At 61.8% G+C, this 19,159-nt stretch carries 23 protein-coding genes; 5 read left to right on the forward strand and 18 right to left on the reverse strand.

Going from position 1 to position 19,159, the window contains the following annotated elements:
• Nucleotides 1–8: 8 nt before the first annotated feature.
• The 6 genes from CO671_RS20030 to CO671_RS20055 form a co-directional block, all read right to left on the reverse strand.
• Complete coding sequence (locus CO671_RS20030) at nt 9–1,415, reverse strand: TRAP transporter large permease (RefSeq protein WP_097607373.1); 1,407 nt, start codon at nt 1,413–1,415, stop codon at nt 9–11.
• Between the two features lie 4 nt (nt 1,416–1,419).
• Nucleotides 1,420–1,992, reverse strand: coding sequence for a TRAP transporter small permease (locus tag CO671_RS20035; protein WP_097581446.1), 573 nt, complete (start codon nt 1,990–1,992; stop codon nt 1,420–1,422).
• 223 nt (nt 1,993–2,215) lie between these two features.
• The gene (locus CO671_RS20040; protein ID WP_097607374.1) at nt 2,216–3,190 is read right to left on the reverse strand and encodes a sialic acid TRAP transporter substrate-binding protein SiaP; all 975 of its coding nucleotides are present in this window, start codon (nt 3,188–3,190) and stop codon (nt 2,216–2,218) included.
• Nucleotides 3,191–3,211: 21 nt separating this feature from the next.
• Nucleotides 3,212–3,970 carry a FadR/GntR family transcriptional regulator gene (locus tag CO671_RS20045; RefSeq protein ID WP_097607375.1) on the reverse strand — a complete coding sequence of 253 codons (759 nt, stop codon included), beginning with the start codon at nt 3,968–3,970 and terminating at the stop codon, nt 3,212–3,214.
• A gap of 305 nt (nt 3,971–4,275) precedes the next feature.
• Nucleotides 4,276–4,566 (reverse strand): hypothetical protein, encoded by a 291-nt coding sequence (locus CO671_RS33790; RefSeq protein ID WP_170965016.1) that lies wholly within the window; start codon nt 4,564–4,566, stop codon nt 4,276–4,278.
• Nucleotides 4,556–4,858, reverse strand: a complete 303-nt coding sequence (locus tag CO671_RS20055) for a hypothetical protein (RefSeq protein WP_097607376.1) — start codon at nt 4,856–4,858, stop codon at nt 4,556–4,558. The genes CO671_RS33790 and CO671_RS20055 overlap by 11 nt, the downstream gene beginning before the upstream one ends.
• Before the next feature lie 272 nt (nt 4,859–5,130).
• Between CO671_RS20055 and CO671_RS20060 the strand changes: the two genes are divergently transcribed.
• Nucleotides 5,131–5,502, forward strand: coding sequence for a hypothetical protein (locus tag CO671_RS20060; RefSeq protein ID WP_097607377.1), 372 nt, complete (start codon nt 5,131–5,133; stop codon nt 5,500–5,502).
• 90 nt (nt 5,503–5,592) lie between these two features.
• Here CO671_RS20060 and CO671_RS20065 read toward each other — a convergent pair whose 3' ends face one another.
• Nucleotides 5,593–6,312 carry a Crp/Fnr family transcriptional regulator gene (locus CO671_RS20065; RefSeq protein ID WP_097607487.1) on the reverse strand — a complete coding sequence of 240 codons (720 nt, stop codon included), beginning with the start codon at nt 6,310–6,312 and terminating at the stop codon, nt 5,593–5,595.
• Between the two features lie 272 nt (nt 6,313–6,584).
• Between CO671_RS20065 and CO671_RS20070 the strand changes: the two genes are divergently transcribed.
• Nucleotides 6,585–7,346 (forward strand): Crp/Fnr family transcriptional regulator, encoded by a 762-nt coding sequence (locus CO671_RS20070; RefSeq protein WP_097607378.1) that lies wholly within the window; start codon nt 6,585–6,587, stop codon nt 7,344–7,346.
• A gap of 27 nt (nt 7,347–7,373) precedes the next feature.
• On the opposite strand, the gene CO671_RS20075 is transcribed toward CO671_RS20070, so the two are convergent.
• The 3 genes from CO671_RS20075 to CO671_RS20085 all read right to left on the reverse strand — a co-directional run bounded on the left by CO671_RS20075 (nt 7,374) and on the right by CO671_RS20085 (nt 9,429).
• Nucleotides 7,374–8,150 (reverse strand): molybdopterin-binding protein, encoded by a 777-nt coding sequence (locus CO671_RS20075; RefSeq protein WP_097607379.1) that lies wholly within the window; start codon nt 8,148–8,150, stop codon nt 7,374–7,376.
• Entirely contained in the window at nt 8,147–8,989 is an 843-nt protein-coding gene (locus CO671_RS20080) for a cytochrome b/b6 domain-containing protein (RefSeq protein WP_097607380.1), read from the reverse strand. The genes CO671_RS20075 and CO671_RS20080 overlap by 4 nt, the downstream gene beginning before the upstream one ends.
• Before the next feature lie 194 nt (nt 8,990–9,183).
• Entirely contained in the window at nt 9,184–9,429 is a 246-nt protein-coding gene (locus CO671_RS20085) for a pentapeptide MXKDX repeat protein (RefSeq protein ID WP_097607381.1), read from the reverse strand.
• A 183-nt stretch (nt 9,430–9,612) separates the two neighbouring features.
• Here CO671_RS20085 and CO671_RS20090 point away from each other — a divergent pair, with 183 nt between their 5' ends.
• From CO671_RS20090 to CO671_RS33795, 3 genes are all read left to right on the forward strand, one after another.
• Entirely contained in the window at nt 9,613–10,161 is a 549-nt protein-coding gene (locus CO671_RS20090) for a sigma-70 family RNA polymerase sigma factor (RefSeq protein ID WP_097607382.1), read from the forward strand.
• Complete coding sequence (locus CO671_RS20095) at nt 10,158–10,802, forward strand: NrsF family protein (protein WP_097607383.1); 645 nt, start codon at nt 10,158–10,160, stop codon at nt 10,800–10,802. Before CO671_RS20090 ends, CO671_RS20095 begins: the two co-directional genes overlap by 4 nt.
• Nucleotides 10,803–10,870: 68 nt before the next feature.
• Nucleotides 10,871–11,023, forward strand: coding sequence for a hypothetical protein (locus CO671_RS33795; protein ID WP_010031536.1), 153 nt, complete (start codon nt 10,871–10,873; stop codon nt 11,021–11,023).
• A gap of 31 nt (nt 11,024–11,054) precedes the next feature.
• Here CO671_RS33795 and CO671_RS20100 read toward each other — a convergent pair whose 3' ends face one another.
• The 8 genes from CO671_RS20100 to CO671_RS20135 all read right to left on the reverse strand — a co-directional run bounded on the left by CO671_RS20100 (nt 11,055) and on the right by CO671_RS20135 (nt 19,157).
• Entirely contained in the window at nt 11,055–11,582 is a 528-nt protein-coding gene (locus CO671_RS20100; protein WP_097607384.1) for a sigma-70 family RNA polymerase sigma factor, read from the reverse strand.
• Between the two features lie 209 nt (nt 11,583–11,791).
• The gene (locus CO671_RS20105; RefSeq protein WP_097607488.1) at nt 11,792–13,510 is read right to left on the reverse strand and encodes a GH32 C-terminal domain-containing protein; all 1,719 of its coding nucleotides are present in this window, start codon (nt 13,508–13,510) and stop codon (nt 11,792–11,794) included.
• Between the two features lie 4 nt (nt 13,511–13,514).
• The gene (locus CO671_RS20110; protein WP_097607385.1) at nt 13,515–14,408 is read right to left on the reverse strand and encodes a carbohydrate ABC transporter permease; all 894 of its coding nucleotides are present in this window, start codon (nt 14,406–14,408) and stop codon (nt 13,515–13,517) included.
• A complete protein-coding gene (locus CO671_RS20115) occupies nt 14,401–15,339 on the reverse strand; it encodes a sugar ABC transporter permease (protein WP_097607386.1) in 939 nt (312 codons plus the stop codon). Before CO671_RS20115 ends, CO671_RS20110 begins: the two co-directional genes overlap by 8 nt.
• Before the next feature lie 75 nt (nt 15,340–15,414).
• The gene (locus CO671_RS20120; RefSeq protein WP_097607387.1) at nt 15,415–16,707 is read right to left on the reverse strand and encodes a sugar ABC transporter substrate-binding protein; all 1,293 of its coding nucleotides are present in this window, start codon (nt 16,705–16,707) and stop codon (nt 15,415–15,417) included.
• A gap of 36 nt (nt 16,708–16,743) precedes the next feature.
• On the reverse strand, nt 16,744–17,748 hold the full coding sequence (locus CO671_RS20125) for a LacI family DNA-binding transcriptional regulator (protein WP_097607388.1): 1,005 nt from the start codon (nt 17,746–17,748) through the stop codon (nt 16,744–16,746).
• A 242-nt stretch (nt 17,749–17,990) separates the two neighbouring features.
• Nucleotides 17,991–18,311: a hypothetical protein gene (locus tag CO671_RS20130; protein ID WP_097607389.1), complete on the reverse strand. Its 321-nt coding sequence runs from the start codon at nt 18,309–18,311 to the stop codon at nt 17,991–17,993.
• Nucleotides 18,312–18,461: 150 nt separating this feature from the next.
• On the reverse strand, nt 18,462–19,157 hold the full coding sequence (locus tag CO671_RS20135; RefSeq protein ID WP_097607390.1) for an NUDIX domain-containing protein: 696 nt from the start codon (nt 19,155–19,157) through the stop codon (nt 18,462–18,464).
• Nucleotides 19,158–19,159 lie beyond the last annotated feature (2 nt).

The raw sequence follows: 19,159 nt of genomic DNA on the forward strand, positions 1-19,159 counted from the left end.
TGGCCCTCCTATCTCAACAGTCCGAGTTGTTGCGGCAGCCAGAGCGATACGGCCGGGATGAAGGTGATCAGGATCAATGCCAGGAAGAGCGGCACCAACCAGGGCAGGATTGCCATGGTGGTGCGTTCGACCGAGAGTTTCGCCACGCGCGACAGCACGAAGAGCACCATGCCGAGCGGCGGATGCAACAGGCCGATCATCAGATTCAGCGTCATGATCAGGCCGAACTGAACCGGATCGATCTCGAACTTGGCGACGATCGGCAGCAGGATCGGCACGAGGATGGTGATCGCCGCGATCGTATCCAGGAAGCAGCCGACGAACAGCATCAGTAGGTTCACGAGGATCAGGAACACCCATTTGTTGTCGGTGATCGACAGGATCGCATCGGAAAGCAGCTGTGCGGCCTGGCTGACCGTCAGCAGCCAGGCGAAGACCGAAGCCGCGGTGACGATGAAGAGAACGGATGCCGTCGTCTCGATCGTATCGAAACTGGCCTTGGCGAGCGTCGAGAATGTCATGGTGCGGTAGCGCACGAGTCCGAGGAACAAGGACCAGAGCACGGCCGCCACCGCGGCTTCGGTCGGCGTGAACCAGCCCATCGTCATGCCGCCGATCAGGATCACCGGGGTCATCAGCGCCATGACGGCGGAAAAGCCGAAATACCAGTCGAGCGCCAGAAGCACGAGAAGGGCGATGCCCGCGGCGGTATTCATCGACAGGCCGGCCCGCATCATCAGATAGATCGCCACCGGCACCATCAGCACGACGAGAATCTCCAATCCGGCCGACAGCAGCTGCCTGACGTCGAACGGCGCGTCCGAGCCCCAGCGCTTCTTGTAGGCAAAGGCGGCGACGGTGATCATCATCAGCAGCGTCATGACGATGCCGGGCAGGATGCCGGCCATGAACAGAGCGCCGATCGAGACGTTCGCCATCATGCCGTAGATGACGAAGGGCAGCGACGGCGGGAAGATCGGGCCGAGCGTGGCAGACGCCGCCGTCACGCCGACCGCAGCTTCGACCGGATAGCCGTGATCCTTCATCGCCTTGATCTCGATCGTGCCGATGCCGGCCGCATCGGCGAGCGCCGTGCCCGACATGCCGGAGAAGATGACCGAACCGATGATGTTGACCTGTGCCAGCCCGCCCTTCATCCAGCCGACCAGCGCGACCGCAAAGGAATAGATGCGGCCGGTCACACCCGCCGAGTTCATCAGATTGCCCGCCAGGATGAAGAAGGGCACGGCGAGCAGCGGAAAGCTTTCGACGCCGGCGATCATGCGCTGAGCGACGATAATGTCCGGCGCGATGCCGTAGAGCACGATGTAGAGCACGGACGCGACGGCCATCGAGATGGCGACGGGCACGCCGATCAGCATCATCACCAGAAAGGAGCCAAGAAGCAGCAGCATCGGATCAACCCTCGACGGTCTGGAATTCTTCCGGGCGCTCCAGAACGGAGTAGCCGCGGCGCATATTGGCGATGAAGACGATCACCGCGCGGATCAGCATCAGCACGAAAGCGACAAGCACCGAGTAGAAGACGATGTTGCGCGGCAGCTCGATGGTGACCATCTGCTCGTCGGCGACGATATCGACGTAACGCCACATCAGATAACAGCCATAGGCGAAGAAGCCGATGCGGACGATATCGACGAAAGTGGCGAGCACGCGCGCCAGCCCCGCCGGCATGTAGTGATAGAACACGTCGACCTGGATATGCCGCGAGGTGCGCACGCACATCACGGCGCCCAGAAAGACGACGCCGATCAGGCAGTTGATCGCGATCTCTTCCGTCCATGCGTAGCTGTCGTTCAGCACATAGCGCGTGAAAAATTGCAGGAAGACGCAGCCCGCCATCAGCCAGAAGACGATCAGCGTGATCCAGTCCTCGATGGCGTAGTCCGAGACCTTTGCGGTCGGCGCATGGCCTTCGAATTCGTGGCCGATTTCCTCGGCCGTGATTGGCGTGTGAATTTCTTGCGACATGATCGGCCTTGTTCCTGTTGGCGAAGGAGGGCGCGGCGCGCCTAACCTTGATGACGAGCCCCGCTCCTCGCTCGGCGTCATCCTCGGCCTTGTGCCGAGGATCCGCTGCCCTATCGAACGGGGGCAGATGCTCGGGACAAGCCCGAGCATGACGAAAGAGAGGTTGGCGGTCTTCGCCGGCAATCTAGAGGACGCGACGCCGGAACGCCGCGTCCGGCGGCTCTTACTGGATCGCCCGGATCGCTTCCCAATCGGCCTTCTCGTAGCCGAAGTCCTCGAACTTGACCTTCTCCATCACAGTCTTTTCGAAGTCGGCCTTGTCGACCTCGGTGACGTTGATGCCCTTTTCCTTGAAGGTGGCGACGAGGCTGTTTTCCTTGCCGGCGATCGTCTTGGTGGTGCGCTCGGCGGCCTCCTGCATCACTTCGCCGAAGATCTTCTTGTCTTCGTCGGAAAGGCTTGCCCACCGCGTCTTCGAGATCACCGTGTTGAGGTGGTCGACGATATGGCCGGTGAGGATGATGTTCTTCTGGACTTCGAAGAACTTCTTCGCCTCGATCGTCGTCAGCGGGTTTTCCTGCGCCTCGACCGTGCCATTCTGCAGGGCGAGATAGACTTCGGCGAAGGCGATCGGCGTCGTGTTGGCGCCGCAGGCGCGCGGCATGGCGAGATAGGCCGGAACATCGGGCACGCGGATCTTCAGGCCCTGCATATCGGCGCATTTGGCAATCGGCTTGTTCGATGTCGTATGGCGCGTGCCGTAATAGCTGACGGCGGCGATGTGATTGCCGGTCTTGTCCTCATAACCCTTGGCGAGACGCTTGAAGACGTCGCTCTTGGTATAGGCGATCAGGTGGTCCGGGCTGCGGAAGATATACGGGAAATAGGTGACGCCGATCGGTTTGTAGTCGCGCGCCGCAAAGCTCGATCCCGAGATGATGATGTCGACCGTGCCGAGCTTGAGGCCCTGGTTGATGTCGGCTTCCTTGCCGAGCTGCGAGGCCGGATAGACCTCGATCTTGTAGCGGCCGTCGGTGCGCTTGTTGATTTCTTCGGCGGCCCAGACGGAATCGGTGTGGAAGGGCTCGGACGTTTCATAGACGTGCGCCCATTTCAGCACGGTCTGGGCGTGGGCGATCGCTGTACTCGCCATGATCGCGGCTGCGGTGCAAAGTATCGTTGCCAGTCTGCTCTTCATCGCTCTCTCCTCCGAGCTCGGTTAAGTCTTGGCCGTTCCTTTCGCGCGCCCCTTGTCGTGGCCGCGCTTTTCTTCTCCCGAGAACTCCTCCCCGAAGCTCTCGGAAAATCTCTTCTGCGACATGGTGAGATGGGTGCGCATGGCGGCTTTTGCGCCCGCTGCATCGCCGGCGGCGATCGCATCGCGAATCGTCCGATGTTCATCGAGAGCACTGCGCCATGTATTCGGCCCCTCGAAATGGCTGGCGAGCCTGGCGAAATAGGGGGTCATGCGCATGTCGAACATTTCGCCGGTCACGCGGATCAGCGTCGCATTGCCGACGATGGCGGCAATGCCGGTGTGAAAGGCCCGGTCGGCGGCAAGCACCGCGCTCGCATCATTGACGCCGCCGCTCATGCGCATCAGCGCCTCGTCGAGCCCGGCGATGCCGTCCGGCTTGGCGCAGCCCGCCGCTTCCTCGGCAATGGCACATTCGATAATGGCGCGCGCCTGCAGCAATTCGAAAGGTCCCTCCGCCGGCTCGCGTTCGCTTGCCGCAGCATTGGCGGCATGCTGGCGCACCACATAGATGCCGGATCCCATGCGAATGTTGACGAGGCCTTCGACCTCCAGGACGATCAGCGCCTCGCGTACCGTCGGGCGTGATACGGACAATTGCTCCGCCAGGTCGCGCTCGGCCGGCAGCCGCTGGCCGACGGCAAGCTCGCCGCTCGCGATCATCAAACGAATCTGGTCCGCCACCTGTCGATAAAGGCGGCGGGATTCAACGGGCGAAAACATCGTGCCTCCCTGGCGGCTTCTCCTCAAGCCGCGGCTGGTCAACTGGCCTGACCAATTAAATGTATCGATATCATCCGCCGGGTTGTGCGTCAATGCGCCGCATAAACGCAGAACACGAGCGTTGCGGATGGTGACGGTCCGCAACGGGACAATGTCGGCGGAGGTGCGGCAGCACATGGAATTCCGGAAGTGCCGGGACGACGCCGATCGGCATTTTGCCCAGGAGCATCAGCAGATCATGATACGGAGATGAGCCACCGCATCAGAGAGACTCGCACTCATCCGCCATCCGTTCGCGAAACCGATCAATGGCAGGTGATGGCCGTGTCGGTTTCAAGACGCACCATCATCGCCCGGAGCCGAAAGAGCTCCCTGATGATATCTTCCCAGCAATCGTCATCGGCTCTGGCGATCGATATCATCGATTCGCGGACCGTCTGAAGCAGATGATGGAGAACCGGGCGCCGATCGGAGGCGCCGTCGCAGAGATCCTGAAGCTCATCGATGATCTGCCTGAGGGCAATCTGCCGTTCCGGAAGGCTCAAACCGGAGGAACAGACCAGGATCGAGGCGCTGCGCCGGCTTCTATCCGCCATGGCACGCCAGCCGGCCGGCTGTCGCGGCGGGCCGCGAGACCGTGCCCGATGCATCTGGTGAGGTCGGCAGGTCTTGCGCGTCCAGGTGCATGTGGCGCATCAGGCCAGCGAGCTTATACGGATTGCGGATGCCGCATTCGAACCAGGAGACGAGTTCCCGCGCAACGTGCTGCGCCGCCGGACTGCCGATTTCGCAGGATTTTTCCCGGCACCACCCCCTCAGCACGGCATGCAGCATGGCTATGTCATCGGGCTGCAGCGCCGGCTTCGTAATTCCAGAATGCTGGCTCATCCGCATTCCTCCCAATGTATGAGCAGATCCTAATCTTCGGATTTTCGTTTTCAACTACGGGTACGGAAGCGTACGGAGGCGAGCGGTCCGTGGGCTTCCTCCGCCAAAGCCGTGGAACCAACGTGGTCGGATCAGGTTCGGCGGGAATGGTGAATGACCGTCGCGCGGCGGGCTTGCATGTGTTACGCACGAGGAAGCGGATCGTCTGAGGTTTGAGTCGCCATTGAACAGCGTGAGCACCGTCCAAACCAAGGCTATTGTGGGCATCCGCCATGAAATCGCTCAGTCCGGTCGCCGGCAAAACGATCCTCATCATCGGTGAGCCGGGCTTCCTCTCGGACGATGCAAGACAGGCCCTGATCACCTGTCAGGTTTCGATCGCCGGGCCGGTCGTCGTCTCCAGCGCGATGGAGTGCTTGAGCGAGGGGCTCGTGTTCGAGGCCGCGATCATCGACATCAGGATCTCCGATCAGGCTATGCTCTGGCTGAACGAGTGGCTGGAGATCCGAGGCATACCCTTTGTCTTTGCGCATGATCAGCGCTCCAAAGCGCCGCCCGGCGGCTTTAACCTCAGCGGCCGTCCTGCCGATATCGATGCGATGATTGCAGCGTTGTTCGGGCCGGACCTGTCCTATTATCATTGAGGGTGTCCGTTTGCAGGGGCGCCGGCCGGCCCGAAGGCGGAATGGCCGGATCGTAACGCGGATTGCGAGGCCGGCGGCTGCGCATCGACATCAACGCGCAAGGTGCCTGCCGATCAAACGCCGATATTCCTCCTCGGCCGCTCCGTAGGAGCCGTGCGCCTCTTCGATCAGTCCGCGCCGATTGAGAATGACGATCTGCCGCCGCGTGGAGCGGATCAGGCCCTTGCCTTCGAGCAGGTGCAGCGCGACCGTGACGCCGGCGCGGCGAACGCCAAGCATCACGGCCAGGAATTCGTGGGTCAGCCAGATGGTCATGCCGTCGGTCCGGTCATGAACCATCAGCAACCAGCGGGCAAGCCGCTCCTCGAGCTTGGCGTGACCGTTGGCAAGGACGGTCGATGTCGTTTGCGCGAGCAGCGCCTGGACATAGGCAAGAAGCAGGCCGCGCAGGGCACGGCTCTCTTCCATCGCCGCAGAGAGGATACGCGCCGGCAATTTGAAACCGTGTCCGGAGACCTGCATGAATGTGCGGTTCGCCGATTGGTCGCCGCCGAGCACGACCGCGGCGCCGGTCATGCCCTCACGGCCGACGATCCCCACTTCAATATCCCGCCCGCCCGGAAATCTCGCCACGATCGAGGCGAGACCCGACTCCAGGAGGTAGACGTCGCTGACCGGGGTATCCTCCGTTTCCAGGATCAAGGGGACGTCCAGAGTAACGGGCTCCAGATGAGGCAGCAGAAGCTCGCGCTCTTGCGGCCCCATGGCGCGCAAAAGTTCATTCCGAAAATTCAATTGTTCGTCTTCCATGTCCATCCACGCAACGATGATGATGCGATCGTTGTCGCGGGCGAACCTAACCATCTAGAATCATTGAGCAATACACTGTGCAATAGCGTACAGACGTGCTCGGCGACGTCTGCCCGCAAAGAATATCCGCGTAGAATCAGTGATCAGCGGTGCGGCGATGGCGGGAACCAACAAAAGTCCTGTGAGTTGGGGTTGGGCGAACGCAGCTGGCGAACGCGACCTGGCTTCGGCGGTCCTGCCTGTAGCATCCCGTACTTGCCGGAGGGCAAACAATGGCAGAAACCATGATGCGGCCGAAAGAGAATCGCCTGCTGGGTCTTTTGCCGGAGGACGAATATACCGCAGTCGCTGCTCATCTCGAACCCTGCGCCATCCCCCGCGGTCACATTATCGTCCCGGCAGATGCGGTGATCGAGCATGCCTATTTTCCATGCTCGGGCATAGGCTCGGTCATCAATATTTCGCCTGAGGGCAATCGCGTCGAAGCGGGATTGTTCGGCCGCGACGGTTTTGCACCGGTCGCGGCGGCGATAGGCGCAGGCATCAGTGTCCCAGAGGTCACCGTCCAGGTGCCGGGTTTCGCCTATCGTCTGCGGCAAACCACGCTGCTGGATCTGATGAAAACGCAGCCGGTTTTCGCCAGCCTTCTCCATAAGGTCGTTCATGTTCTGGCGACGCAGGCCGGTTTCACTGCGCTCTCCAACGCCGTCCATGAGATCGATGAGCGGTTGGCCCGCTGGATATTGATGTGTCACGATAGGATCGACGGCAATGAGCTCGCGCTGACGCACGAGTACATTGCCTTGATGCTGGCGGTGCGGCGGCCGAGCGTCACCACCGCCCTGCATCTGCTCGAAGGCTACCGCTTCATCCGCTCCGTCCGCGGCCTGGTGATCGTCAGGGATCGCGCCGGCCTGGAGGACTTCGCTTCCGACGCCTATGGCAAGGCAGAGGACGAATATGAGCGTTTGATCGGGCCTCTCAGGAAATCGAGGCGCGGTCTCACCGACATAGCGTCCCCACAGCCGGCATGAACAGGCGGATCAAAGCCTGCCGGTGACTTATATCCCGGCATACCATTCGTAGCCGCGATCCTCCCAGAAGCCGCCATTGCCGCCGTAGAGTTGGCCGATATCGGCGACCGCCTCGATGCGGGTCAGATACTTCGCCTGCTTATAACCGAGCTGCCGCTCGACCCGCAGCCGCAGCGGCGCTCCATGCGCCACCTCAAGGTCGCGGCCGTTCATCGAATAGGCGAGGATCGTCTGCGGGTGGAAGGCGTCGACGAGATCGATGCTCTCATAGTACCAGCCGCTGCCGTCGAGCGTCTTTTCGTATTCATCGGCGCAATGAAACACGATGTAGCGTGCCTCGGGCTTCAGCCCGACCGATTGCAGCAGGGCGGCGAGCGGCAGACCGCTCCATTTGCCGATCGCGCTCCAGCCTTCGACGCAGTCGTGCCGGGTGATCTGCGTGCGCGACGGCATCGCCTTCAGCTGCGCCAGCGTGAACTGCGACGGCTTTTCGACTAGGCCGCCGACATCAAGCCGCCAGGTCGAGAATTGCCGGCTCACCCAATCGAGATATTGCGGGTTATCGGGCATGCTGGTGCCGTTCGAGCGAAAGACCGGCGAGAGATCGGCCTCGGTGAATTCTCGGGCGAGCGCATCATCGCCGAGCAGGAAGCGCTGCGTTGTCATGCTGAAGCCCTCGGCGATCTTCAGTACCGACTTCGTCCGGTCGTTTTCGACCAATGCGTCGCAGCCGCTCAATCCCAATGCGGAGGCGGTCAGGGTCGAGCCGATCAGGAAGCGGCGGCGGGTGATCAGGCGACTCATCGTTCGTCTCCCTGTTCGATGGCGTAATAGCCGGTGATCATCGAGCGCAGATTGTTGAACACACCCGACAGGATCACCATGGCGATATGCACCGCGACGAAGGCGACGAGCGAGAAGGCGGTGAGGAAATGCAGGGTGCGGGCCGATTGCCGTCCACCGAAGACATCGAGCAGCCAGGGCGCCACCGCGTTGAAGCCCGGCGACATGGTCAGACCCGTCGCAATCATCAGCGGCAGCAGCAGGAAGATCACCACGAGATAGGTCAGTTTCTGCAGCGTGTTGTAGTGCCGCGCCTCGGGGCCTTTCGGAAAGCGCAGCCGGGCGTGGTTCACGACCTCGTGGCCGAGATGGGCAAGTGTCAGTTCGTTGCCAGCCGGTGCAAGATCCCGGCGGAAATGCCGGCTGATCAGTCCATAGGCGAGGTAGACAAGGCCGTTGACGACGAAGAGCCAGGCAAAGAAGAAATGCCAGCGTCGGCCGCTCGACAGGTCCTGATAGCTCGGAAGCGTGAGCCAGTTCGGAAAGCCCCTTGCCGTCGCCTCGCCGTCGACATCGGAGAGACCAAGAAAGCCCGTCGTATCGAAGGTAAACGGACCGACATGCGTCAGCCCCTTTACCCGGTCGCCGTCTTCTGTTGCTTCCATGGAGATGAAGGACGGATCGTTGTCGGCGCCGTATTGACCCCAATAGAGCGCCGGGTGAGCATTGAATATCTGCAGGCCGCTGAACAGCAGCACGGTGAGGCAAAGCACGTTCACCCAATGCGACAGGCGGACAGCGAGACTGTGGCGGTAGATAAGCGTGCGGCCGGTTGTCGGGCCGGCATCGATCGTCGCCATGATTGTTCTCCGAATGAATGGACGTTTCGGGAGAAGAAGACGCGGCCGCCGCCCGCTGCATAATTCCTTAAATCGGAATCGATTTAAGGATAAAATTATGCAGCAATCAAAAGTGCTACAGCGTCCTTTGCGCGTCTAAAAAGACGCGCGGCGCTGTAGAAAGTTTCAGCGGCCGCGGAGACGCGAAACGCCTACTACATCGCGTCGCAGGCCTTCATCATGTCGGCCTTTTTCATTGCGTCTTTTTCCATGTCGGCCTTGTTCATGCAGTCGGTCTTAGGCCCCGATGTCTTGATGGTGTCCTTCGACATCGCGCTGCTCTGCATATTGTCCTTCTTCATCGTATCGGACTTCATGGCGTCCTCAGCCGAGGCGACACCGGCAAGCGAAAGACCGACGATGAAAGTGCAGGCTGCGAGGCTGGAAAAAAGCTTGGTCATGGAACTCTCCTGAATGGATTTTTCATGTCCACCGGCGGCCTGCCGATGGCTCACATCCGGTTATTCGCGGGAGTGCCGGATGCGTTACAGCTTCACGCGCATGTGATAGGACTGTGATGCCGCAATTATTTTGATCTTTCCTGTAACCGATTGGCCGCTTCCAGCGAATGAACTCGTGACAGCATGACAACCGCCCATTCGGAAGAAGCCCTGAAAGCATTGATGCTTCTCTCCCTTGACGGGGACGAGGCTGCCTATCGGCGTTTGCTGACGGCTTTGCGTGTGCTGCTTGTCGGTTACTACAGCCGCAGGATGGCTGCGGCGACGAAAGCGGATATGGAAGATCTAGTCCAGGAGACATTGCTGGCACTGCATTCCCGCCGGTCCACCTATGACCGGGAAAGACCTTTCACCGCCTGGTTCTTTTCGATCGCCCGTTACAAGCTGATCGACCATCATCGCGGCCGCGGCGGGCGCAGACTGGCTGAGACCGAGCTTGGCGAGGAGATCGAAAGCGGTTTCAGCGAGGAAGCGGTGACGGCTCGCATGGATGTCGAGCGGTTGCTCGACGGGCTGCCGCCGAGACAGCGGGAGCTGATCCGGCAGGTGAAGCTCGAAGGCCAGTCGGTCGCCGACACCGCGAACCGCACCGGCCAGTCTGAATCGGCGGTGAAAGTCGGCATCCACCGGGCGCTCAAAGCGCTCGGAGAAAGATTGCGAGGCGCATCGTGACAAAGACGGACGACATTATCGAACGCCTGGCGGGGGACCTGAAGCCGGTGCCGCGCAACGCACTGCGCCGCCGCTTCATGCTCGGCATCGTGCCGTCCCTCGCTTTCTCCTTGTTGCTGATGCTGATCATTCTTGGGCTCAGGATCGATATGTCCGACGTGCTGATGCTGCCGGTTTTCTGGATCAAGTCGGCCTATAATGCCCTGATCGCCGCGGCCGCCTTTGCAGCCGTTTTCCGGCTTTCCCGCCCCGATGGTTCCGAGGGAAGCTTTTTCGGTCTGCTTGCCGTGATCTTCGCCGCCATGGCGGCGGTCGCGGCCATCCAGCTCATGACGGCTCCGGTCGAGACCTATCCGGTGCTGATCCTCGGCTCCTCGGCGCTCCATTGCCCGGTCTTGATCTTCGGTTTCGCGCTGCCCGTTTATGCCGGTGTCGTCTGGGCATTGCGCCGGGCGGCACCCGCTGATCTCAGGTTGGTGGGTTTTGTCGCCGGCATCGCCGCCGGCGCTGCCGGCGCCTGGGTCTATTCCTGGTTCTGCACCGAAAACGGCATGCCCTTCGTGCTGATCTGGTATTCGCTCGGCATCCTGCTCACCGGCGCGCTGGGTTCGCTCACCGGCCCCCGCCTGCTCCGCTGGTAAATCCTGTCTCATCCCGTTGACCGGAACATTCCGCCTTTCGGCTGGTTCGAGGCCTGAAGGAGAGGAAGATGAGCCAGCAATCGGATCGCCGCGCTTTCGCAATCTATATTGGAGCCATCGTCTTGGTCGGGCTTTTGATCGTGCTCGGCGCTACGCTCTCTTGGAACGCGGGCAGCAGAAGCGATCAGAGCACGCAGTTTTCACGGGAAGCCAAGCCCTGATGGAGCTGCCGATGAATCGACCGTGGGGCGCTCAGTCGACGAGATGGTTTCCGAGCATTGCCAGCAGCGACGCGCGGGCGCGGCTGACACGGCTTTTTAACGTGCCGATGCGGCACCCGCACATCCTGGCGGCATCCTCGTAGGTCGTTCCGGCAGCCACCAGTGTCAGAGCACGGCGCCTGTCGTCGGAAAGCCGTGTCAAAGCCCGCTGCAGTTCGTGCTCCCGCAGCGTCCACTCCTGGGTTGGCGCGATCGCAATCTGTTCCATCGCCGCATCCATCCCTGCCGGCTCGCGTTTTTGCCGGCGGTAATTGGTGCAGAACGTATTTCGAAGGATGGTGAAAAGCCAGGATTTGAGCGAGGTGCCGGGCTGATAGAGGTGCAGCGAGTTCAACGCCTTCAGCAAGGTCTCCTGGACGAGATCATCAATGTCGTCGTCACTGCGCAGAAACCTGCGGGCAAAGGCGCGCAACGCCGGCGTCAGTTCGACGATCTCACGCTCGATTGCGGACGTTTCTTTGCAATGCGACGTAGGCCGTACTGAAGACGAGGAAGTCATTTTTCTCTCCTGGAATGAGAGAGAAAGCTCCAGCAGTCCTATTCGTTGCCGTACGATATCGGACAAACCGAGCAGTTCAGCCTGGACCGACGGCTTTGTGCCGACCGGTCACGACCTCGCCCGCGGCATGCTGGGGGCCTGATGGCCCGCGCCGCACAATCGGAAGCCGGCATTCTGCAAGCCGTGCGTTGCCCCGGCTCCTCCGGAGATCAAAGACCGAGCTGCCAGATTTCGGCGGCGATGATATTTCCCTCGGGTGCGGTCAGACGCACCGCAGTCACCCCCTTGAAACCGGGTAGTCGCTTGGTGCCCGTCCAACGGCCGTCGTCGGCGAAGACCTCGATCGAGCCGGCATCGAGAAAGATCCGGATGGTCGACGGGCGTGCGCCGGCGGCGATATAGCGGGGCGATGCTTTGGCATTCGCCACCGAGAAGGGAATGCTCAGCCCGTCGTCGTTCAGCTGCACCGCGACCGTTGCCTCGGGATGTTCGAGATCGAGGCGGAAGGCGTTGCCGGCCTGGCCGAGGGTGAGCAGGATTTCGACGGCGCCGTTGGCGAGATCGACGGTCCGGCCATCCAGAAGAGCTTTGGCATCCAGCCGGCGCTGCCGCAGGCTTTCGACCCCCGACACCGGCGGCGTGATCAGCGCACCGCTCTGCAATGCGAGTCGGCGCGGCAGGGTCATCGCCGTCGGCATGTCGATCTCTTTTGATACATCCGTCCAGTTCGCAAGCCAGGCGATGCCGATCGGGCCGCCCTCGTCGACGAAGGCCTGGAACGCGTAGGCGTCGGTGCCGAAATCCAGCTCCTGCTCGAATTCCACGGAGAAGCCGCGGCCATCGAAACGGCCGACGGTCGCAAGCGTCATGTTGCGCCGGCCGGTTGCCGGGTCGCGGCTGGTCAGCAGACCGAAGATCAGGGCCCAGCGCGTCGAAGGGTCGTCGGCGGGACCGTCGAGCGGCAGCATGCAGGGGCATTCCGCCGCCGTCATTCCGAAGCGGTTCTCGCGGTGAAGCGTGCCGAGGAAGGTCCATCCCGCCGCCGCGGCCGGATCGGCGGTTTCGTAGAGCAGGATGACGCCGCCCTCCCGGTCTCGCGTGCCGAGCAGCATCTTCCATCTGCCGTCGGGGCCCTTGAAGACGTAAGGGTCGCGGAAATCGGTCGTCAGGCCGAGCCCGGCCGGACGCGCCGGCAGGATCAGGCGCGCCGGCTCGACAGTGACAAGATCGCGGCTGGTGGCGGTGAACTGAACCTGTTCCTCCGGTTCCCGGTCCTTCATATGCTCGGTGTAAAAAATGCGAAGGCCGGCTTCATCGCCGGCAAGAGCGATCGCCGAGCCGGAAAATGCCCCGCCCCGCCCGTCGGCCCGCGCGGCAAGTTCATCCGAAGGGAAAAGAAAGATCGGGAGATGCGTCCAGTAAAGGTAGTCCTTCGAGACCGCATGACCCCAATGCATGTTGTTCCATCGAAGGCTATGGGGATAGTGCTGGTAGAAGAGATGCAGCTTGCCGCCGAACCTTCCAAACCCGTTGGGATCGTTCATCCAGCCGAAAGGCGGGCGGAAATGATAGCTGCCCGGCACTTCGGGGGTGGCATTGGCGGAGCGGACATGCAGCAGCCGGATGCCTTCTTCCAGAACGCGGGACTGAAGGAAGGCATAGAGGACCGAGACCTCGGTTGTCGCGGGATCGTAGGAGAAGGCGGTCTCTCCGCCTCTTTCCAGCGTCAGCGGCCGAAACTCGAATTCATCGGAGTTTGCCGTCTCGACAGCGCCGGCCGGGTCTCCGTCGACATGTGCCGTGAGCCTTCCCGGGGCGCTGCCATGCGACGCTCTGATCCAGGCATGGATCGTGGCGCCCGCAGGCAACACGGCGCGGATCGTCTCCAGCTCCACTTCATCGGAGGGAGAAATCGGTTGGCTTGCCATCAATTCAACCTTTCACGGCAGAGCCGATAAAGGAACTCACGAACCAGCGCTGGAATGCGAGGTAGAGCCCCAGGATCGGGATCATCATCAAAACGGAGGCCGCCATCGCCCGATCCCAGTAGATGCTGTCCTGTCCGAAGAAGGTGGCGATGGCCACCGCGATCGGCCGGGCATAGTCGGTCTGCGTGACGAGGATCGGCCAGAGATACTGGTTCCAGGTCTCGATGCCCATGAGGATCGACACGGTGGCGAGGGCAGGCAGGCTGAGCGGCAGGAAGATGGAGCGATAGGCCCGGAAAAACGAGGCGCCGTCGATCTCGGCGGCCTCAAGCAATTCCTTCGGCAGCTGCGCGAAGAACTGGTAGAACAGGAAGATGTAAAGCGGGCTTGCGACCCAGGGCACGATCTGCACCGCGAAGGTATCGGACATACCCGCCCGCGAAACCATGATCACCAGCGGCATGATGATGCTTTCCTGCGGGATCACGTAGAGCGCAATCACGACGGAGAGGATGACGGCGCGGCCCTTGAGCGAGCCCCAGGCCAGAACGAAGCCGGCCATCGAATTGACGATCAGGCCGGAGCAGACCGTGGTGACCAGGATGATCAGCGAGTTGATGAGGTAGCGTCCGAAGGCGAGTTCGCCGGAGAGGTGGCCGACTTCGGCATAATTGGAAAGCGTCGGGTTCGATACCCAGAAGGCCCGGAAGCTGCCCATGTCGGCGAGAATCTGGAACCGGTCGTCCTTGAGGCTGGCGACGACCAGCAGCAGCAAAGGAGAGACGATCACCAATGCGATGATGAAGATGCTGACGGTTTGGATGGCGCGGAGAACCCTCGCGGCGGAACGGGGCCGTGCTGCGCGGGCCTGCGGGATCGAGAGGGCGATATCAGACATCGAAGCGCCTCAGGAGCTGGCGCTGGATCAGCGCGATGACGAGAACGATCACGAACAGGATGACCGAGACGGCGGAGGCATATCCCATCTTCTGCTCTTCGAAGCCGGCGCGGACCATGTAGTGCACCACCGTTTCGGTGCTGCTCTTCGGCCCGCCCTGCGTGAGGATGGCGACCTGGGTATAGAGCTTGAACGCCTGGATGGTGGTGATGACAAGCACGAAGACATGGGTCGGCCGCAGGCCGGGCATGGTCACATGCCAGAAGCGGCGGAAAGCATTGGCGCCGTCGATCTTTGCGGCATCGTAGAGTTCATCGGGAATGCCCTGAAGGCCGGCGAGATAGACGATCATCTGGAAGCCGTAGGCCTGCCAGGCCGAGAGCAGCACGAGCGAGAACATCGCCCATTGCGGATCGCCGAGCCAATCGATCGGCTGGATCGCCCCGCCGGAGAGGAAGCCGAGGATCTGGTTGAACGGCCCCGTGGGATACTGGAACAGCGTGCCCCAGATGACGCAGACCACGACCATCGAGGTGATCGCCGGCAGGAAGAACATGCCGCGCAGCAGGTTGCGCAACGGCAGCTTCTGATGCAACAGCAGCGCCGTCGCAAAAGCGAGGCCGCACTGCGCCGGAATGATCCAGAAGGTGAAGCGCGAAACGTTCCAAAGCGCTGTCCAGAACAGGTCGTCCTGGAAGATGCGGATGAAATTGTTGAACCAGACGAAGCGGACCGGCGTCGGCCGCGGCACCAAAGGCTGGTTGGTCATCGCCGTCCAGAAGGACAGGAGAAACGGCAGGATCAGAAAGAGCGTCAACAGGATGACGGCCGGCGCAAGCATGGCCGCTTCCTGCATCAGCCGTCCCTTGTCATGGCGGCGTGCCGGAGCCTTTCGGACGGATGTCGAAGATATCGATTGTTGCATGGCCATTGGCTCCTCCTCTCCAGTCTCGATCGCCGGTCCCGCCCTGCAATGTCCGGCGGGGACATTGCAGGGCGATCGAGCTTATTGCTCGTCGCCGAACGGCGGATAGCCGTCATTGTCCTCGATATCCTGGTCGATCTTCTCGGCGGCCGCTGTCAGCGCCTCCTTGGGATCGCCGCCATTGAACACCTCGTCGACGGCCTGCATGAAGGCGGAGGTAATGGTCGGATAGGCTGGATGCGGCGGGCGGGCGACGGCCGTCTTCGAGGCCTGCTCGAAGGCGATCGCCATCGGGCCGCCGGGAGCATAGAGCGGAGATTCGGCAGCGAAGCTCTTCAGGCCGGGATAGCCGGACTGGCTTGCGACGTAGGCGCGGAACTCCTTGTCCTTCAGCAGGAAGCTGACGAACTTGCCTGCAATATCGGGATGCGTCGACGTCTTGGTGACCGCCCAGATCCAGGTGCCGTCGGGGCTCGCGCCCTTGGCGCCGAATTTTGGAAGCGGCAGCACGACGATGTTGTCCTTCATGGTCGCGGCGGCCTCCGCATAGACCCAATGTCCGCCGAGCGCCAGCGCTGCCGGATTGCCTTCGGCGAAGAACTGGTTGGTTCCCGCCGATTGCGGCACGACCCAGCCGTTCTTGACCCATTTCTGCATCATTGCCAGCGCATCGACGCAGGCGTCGCTGTCGAGCGTGCCTTCGGATTTCCAGGCCTTGCGGTCGATCAGATCGCAGCCGGCCGATTGCAGGATCGGGCCATAGGCATAGGTGATCCATTCGGTCTTGATGCCATAGCCGCGGAAGGTGTCGATCGGCCACTTCACGCCGTCGACTTTGGAAAGCTTCTCGAGATAGGTTTCGAACTCCTCCCGGGTCCAGGCATCCTCGACGGATTTCGGAATGCGGGCGCCGATCGCTTCGAGATATTTCTTGTTACCGTAAAGGACGACCGAGGAGTCGGTCAGGCCGATCGCGTAGAGGTCCTTGTCGATCGGGTATGTGCCCTGGGCGATATTGGACTCCGTCATGTCGTCGACGACATCCTTGTCGATCAGCGGCTTGATCGGCTGAAGATAGCCCGACCAGACGTAGTTGGCGAGGAACGGCGCATCGAGCTCCATCACGTCGGGCAGCTGCTTGGCCATGACCGCGGCGCTGAACTTCTCGTTATAGGCATCGTGCGGCGCATAAATGAACTGCACGTCGACATCGGGATTGGCGGCCTCGAAGCGTTCGGCGACCTTGCCATAGGCGGCGACAAAACCGGGGTCGCCCTGATGCATGACCTGGATTGCGGTTTTCTCGGCTGCCTGCGCCCCTATGGCTGATAGTGCCGAGGACAGGACCAGTGACCAAAGTAAACGTTTACCCATTAGAATTCCTCCTCAATTGAATGGGCCTATCTCAATTTATACGGATGCCCGCTCCACCAGCTGGAACGGCAGTTTCTGCACCCCGACCGGGACCCGGTCTTCGGCAAGCAGGATTTGCGCGGCCTGGCGGCCCATGGCGCGATGGGGAAGCGCCATCGTGGTCAGCGGCGGATCGAGACGCGAGGCGATCTCGACCTGGTTGTCGAAACTCGCCACGGCGACGTCGTCGGGAATGGCAGCACCCGCCCGGCGCAGCGCGGCATAGACTTCCATGGCCACGCGGTCATTGCCGCACAGGATGGCATCGGGGCGCCGGGGGCCGTTCATCAGCGCATGCACATGCGCGGCCACGAGGCTGTGCGCCCGGTCGCTGTAGATCGCCTTGCTGACGGCGGGCAGGACGATGGCGCCGGCTCCGTCGATGCCGGCCTGATCGAGCGCCTGCCGGAAACCGAGTTCCCGGAGTTCGCCGGCGAGCAGCCCGGGCAGATTGATGAAGGCGATGTTGCGGCGGTCGGCATCGATGAGATAGTTGGTAATCTCGAGCGCCGCCCCCGTTTCATCGGGCACCAGCGAGGTGACGCGGTCGTTGGCATCGCGGCAGTTGATCATGACGCCGACCGCATCGGCAAATTCGGCCGGCAGGTCGACGCTCTTGTGATACATGGCGGCATAGGCGATCGCCCGCGGGCGAAAGCGCCGCATCTCGTCGAGGATCGAGGCGATGCTCCGGTGGCCGCCGAGGGTCATGGCGAAGACGGCCATGTCGGCGGCGCGCACGGCGCCGTCGAGCCCCCTGATGATCTCGGTGGCGAAAGGCGAGGTGATCAGATCATCGGCGACCAGGCCGACGAGCGGCATCCAGCCCTGCCGCATGCTGCGCGCGGCGAAGTTGGTGACATAGCCGAGCTCCTCGGCAATCTCCTTGATCCGCTGCCGGGTTTCCTCCGACATGCGGGCCGAGCCGCCATGCAAGGCGCCTGACACCGTCTTGACCGAGACGCCTGCGCGGACGGCTATGTCGTTGAGTGAGGCGGTCACGGGAGCCCTTTGGGTTATCGATTACCCAAATTGATATCGGTCGTTTTGCTGGAAGTCAAGTTGTGCTGGCGTTGCTGACGCAAAAGCAAGCCGCCTCCCGGAGATTTGCCTGAGCCCTGTGGCCAACTCAACCAGAATTCTTGCGATGTTCGAAAATGAGGGTTTCGGAAAGGGCGGTCAGGATCCGCAGTGCGCAGACGCGTAAAACCCCGCCGAAGCGGGGTTTTTCTCGCAGGCAGCGCTCAATTGTTGTGTGCGGCGCAGGCCTCATCCATCGGCGTGGCATTGCTGGTGCCGCCCTGCGTCTGAAGATTGTCCGAGTTGTTGACCGGATTGGGGCACTTGGTCTTGTCCATTTTCATCGTGCCGCCGGTCGTGGAACCGGTCGTGGTGGTATCGGTTGCCATCGGCTTTTTGGCCTTCGTGTCGCCGGTCGCGCCGCCACCCTGATCGGCCTGGTTCTTATCGATCGTGGCGCCGGCCGGCGCCGGATTGGATTGGGCGAAGGCCGATGTGGCCATGCCGATGGCAAAAAGCGACGCTGCTACGAGTTTCATATGCATTGGGATATCCTCCTTGGGGAATTTTGCCGTATTGGCCTATCCACAACCTCACCGGCAGGTCATTGTTCCGCAACGGCTGCTGACTAATATGTGGCAGGTCTGGAGCCTTCGACCGGCAGACGCAGCAGCTTGAACGCCTGATCGGGCGTGTCAGATCGTCCGGTCGAAGAGCGCCAGCGACCGGGTATCCTTCAATCGGAAGACCTGGGCGGGCCGGTTGCTCGCCCGGCGCATCTCGCCCTCGACCGGCTCCAGGAAATCGGCTTCGGCCATGCGCTTTCGAAAGGCCGATTTGTCGAGCTTGCGGCCGAGAAGAGTCTCGTAGACCGATTGCAGCTCGCTCATTGTGAAATGGACTGGCAGCAGATGTCCGGGCAGGCTCGAATATTCGACCTTGCCGCGGATGCGGCCGAGCGCCTCCTTCAGGAGGGCCGCATGGTCGAAGGCGATGGGACAGCCGACGCCCTCGCCCTCGATCAGCCGCCATTCGGCCTCTCCGGCGATTCCGCCCTGCCGTTCGGCGACGTCATCGGCGGAAAGCAGCGCGATGTAGACGATGCTGATGCTCCAGCCCCTCGGGTCGCGGGTGCGGCTGCCCGTGGTTTGCAGCTGTTCGAGATAGGGTGTTTCGACGCCGGTCTTTTCCTTCAGCACGCGCCGGGCCGCGGCCTCGAGATCCGCATCCTCGTCGATATGGATCCAGCCGCCGGGCAAGGCCCAGTCGCCGGAAAAGGGCGCGTTCGCCCGCCGCACGAGAAGCACGGCGAGGCCGGCCGGCGACAGCGAGAAGATCGCAAGATCGACGGTCGCGATCGGTTTGAAGGCGTCATTGTTATGCGTTGTCATGA

Origin of the sequence: Rhizobium sp. M10, assembly GCF_002531955.1 — a bacterium.
GTDB classification, from domain to species: domain Bacteria; phylum Pseudomonadota; class Alphaproteobacteria; order Rhizobiales; family Rhizobiaceae; genus Rhizobium; species Rhizobium etli_C.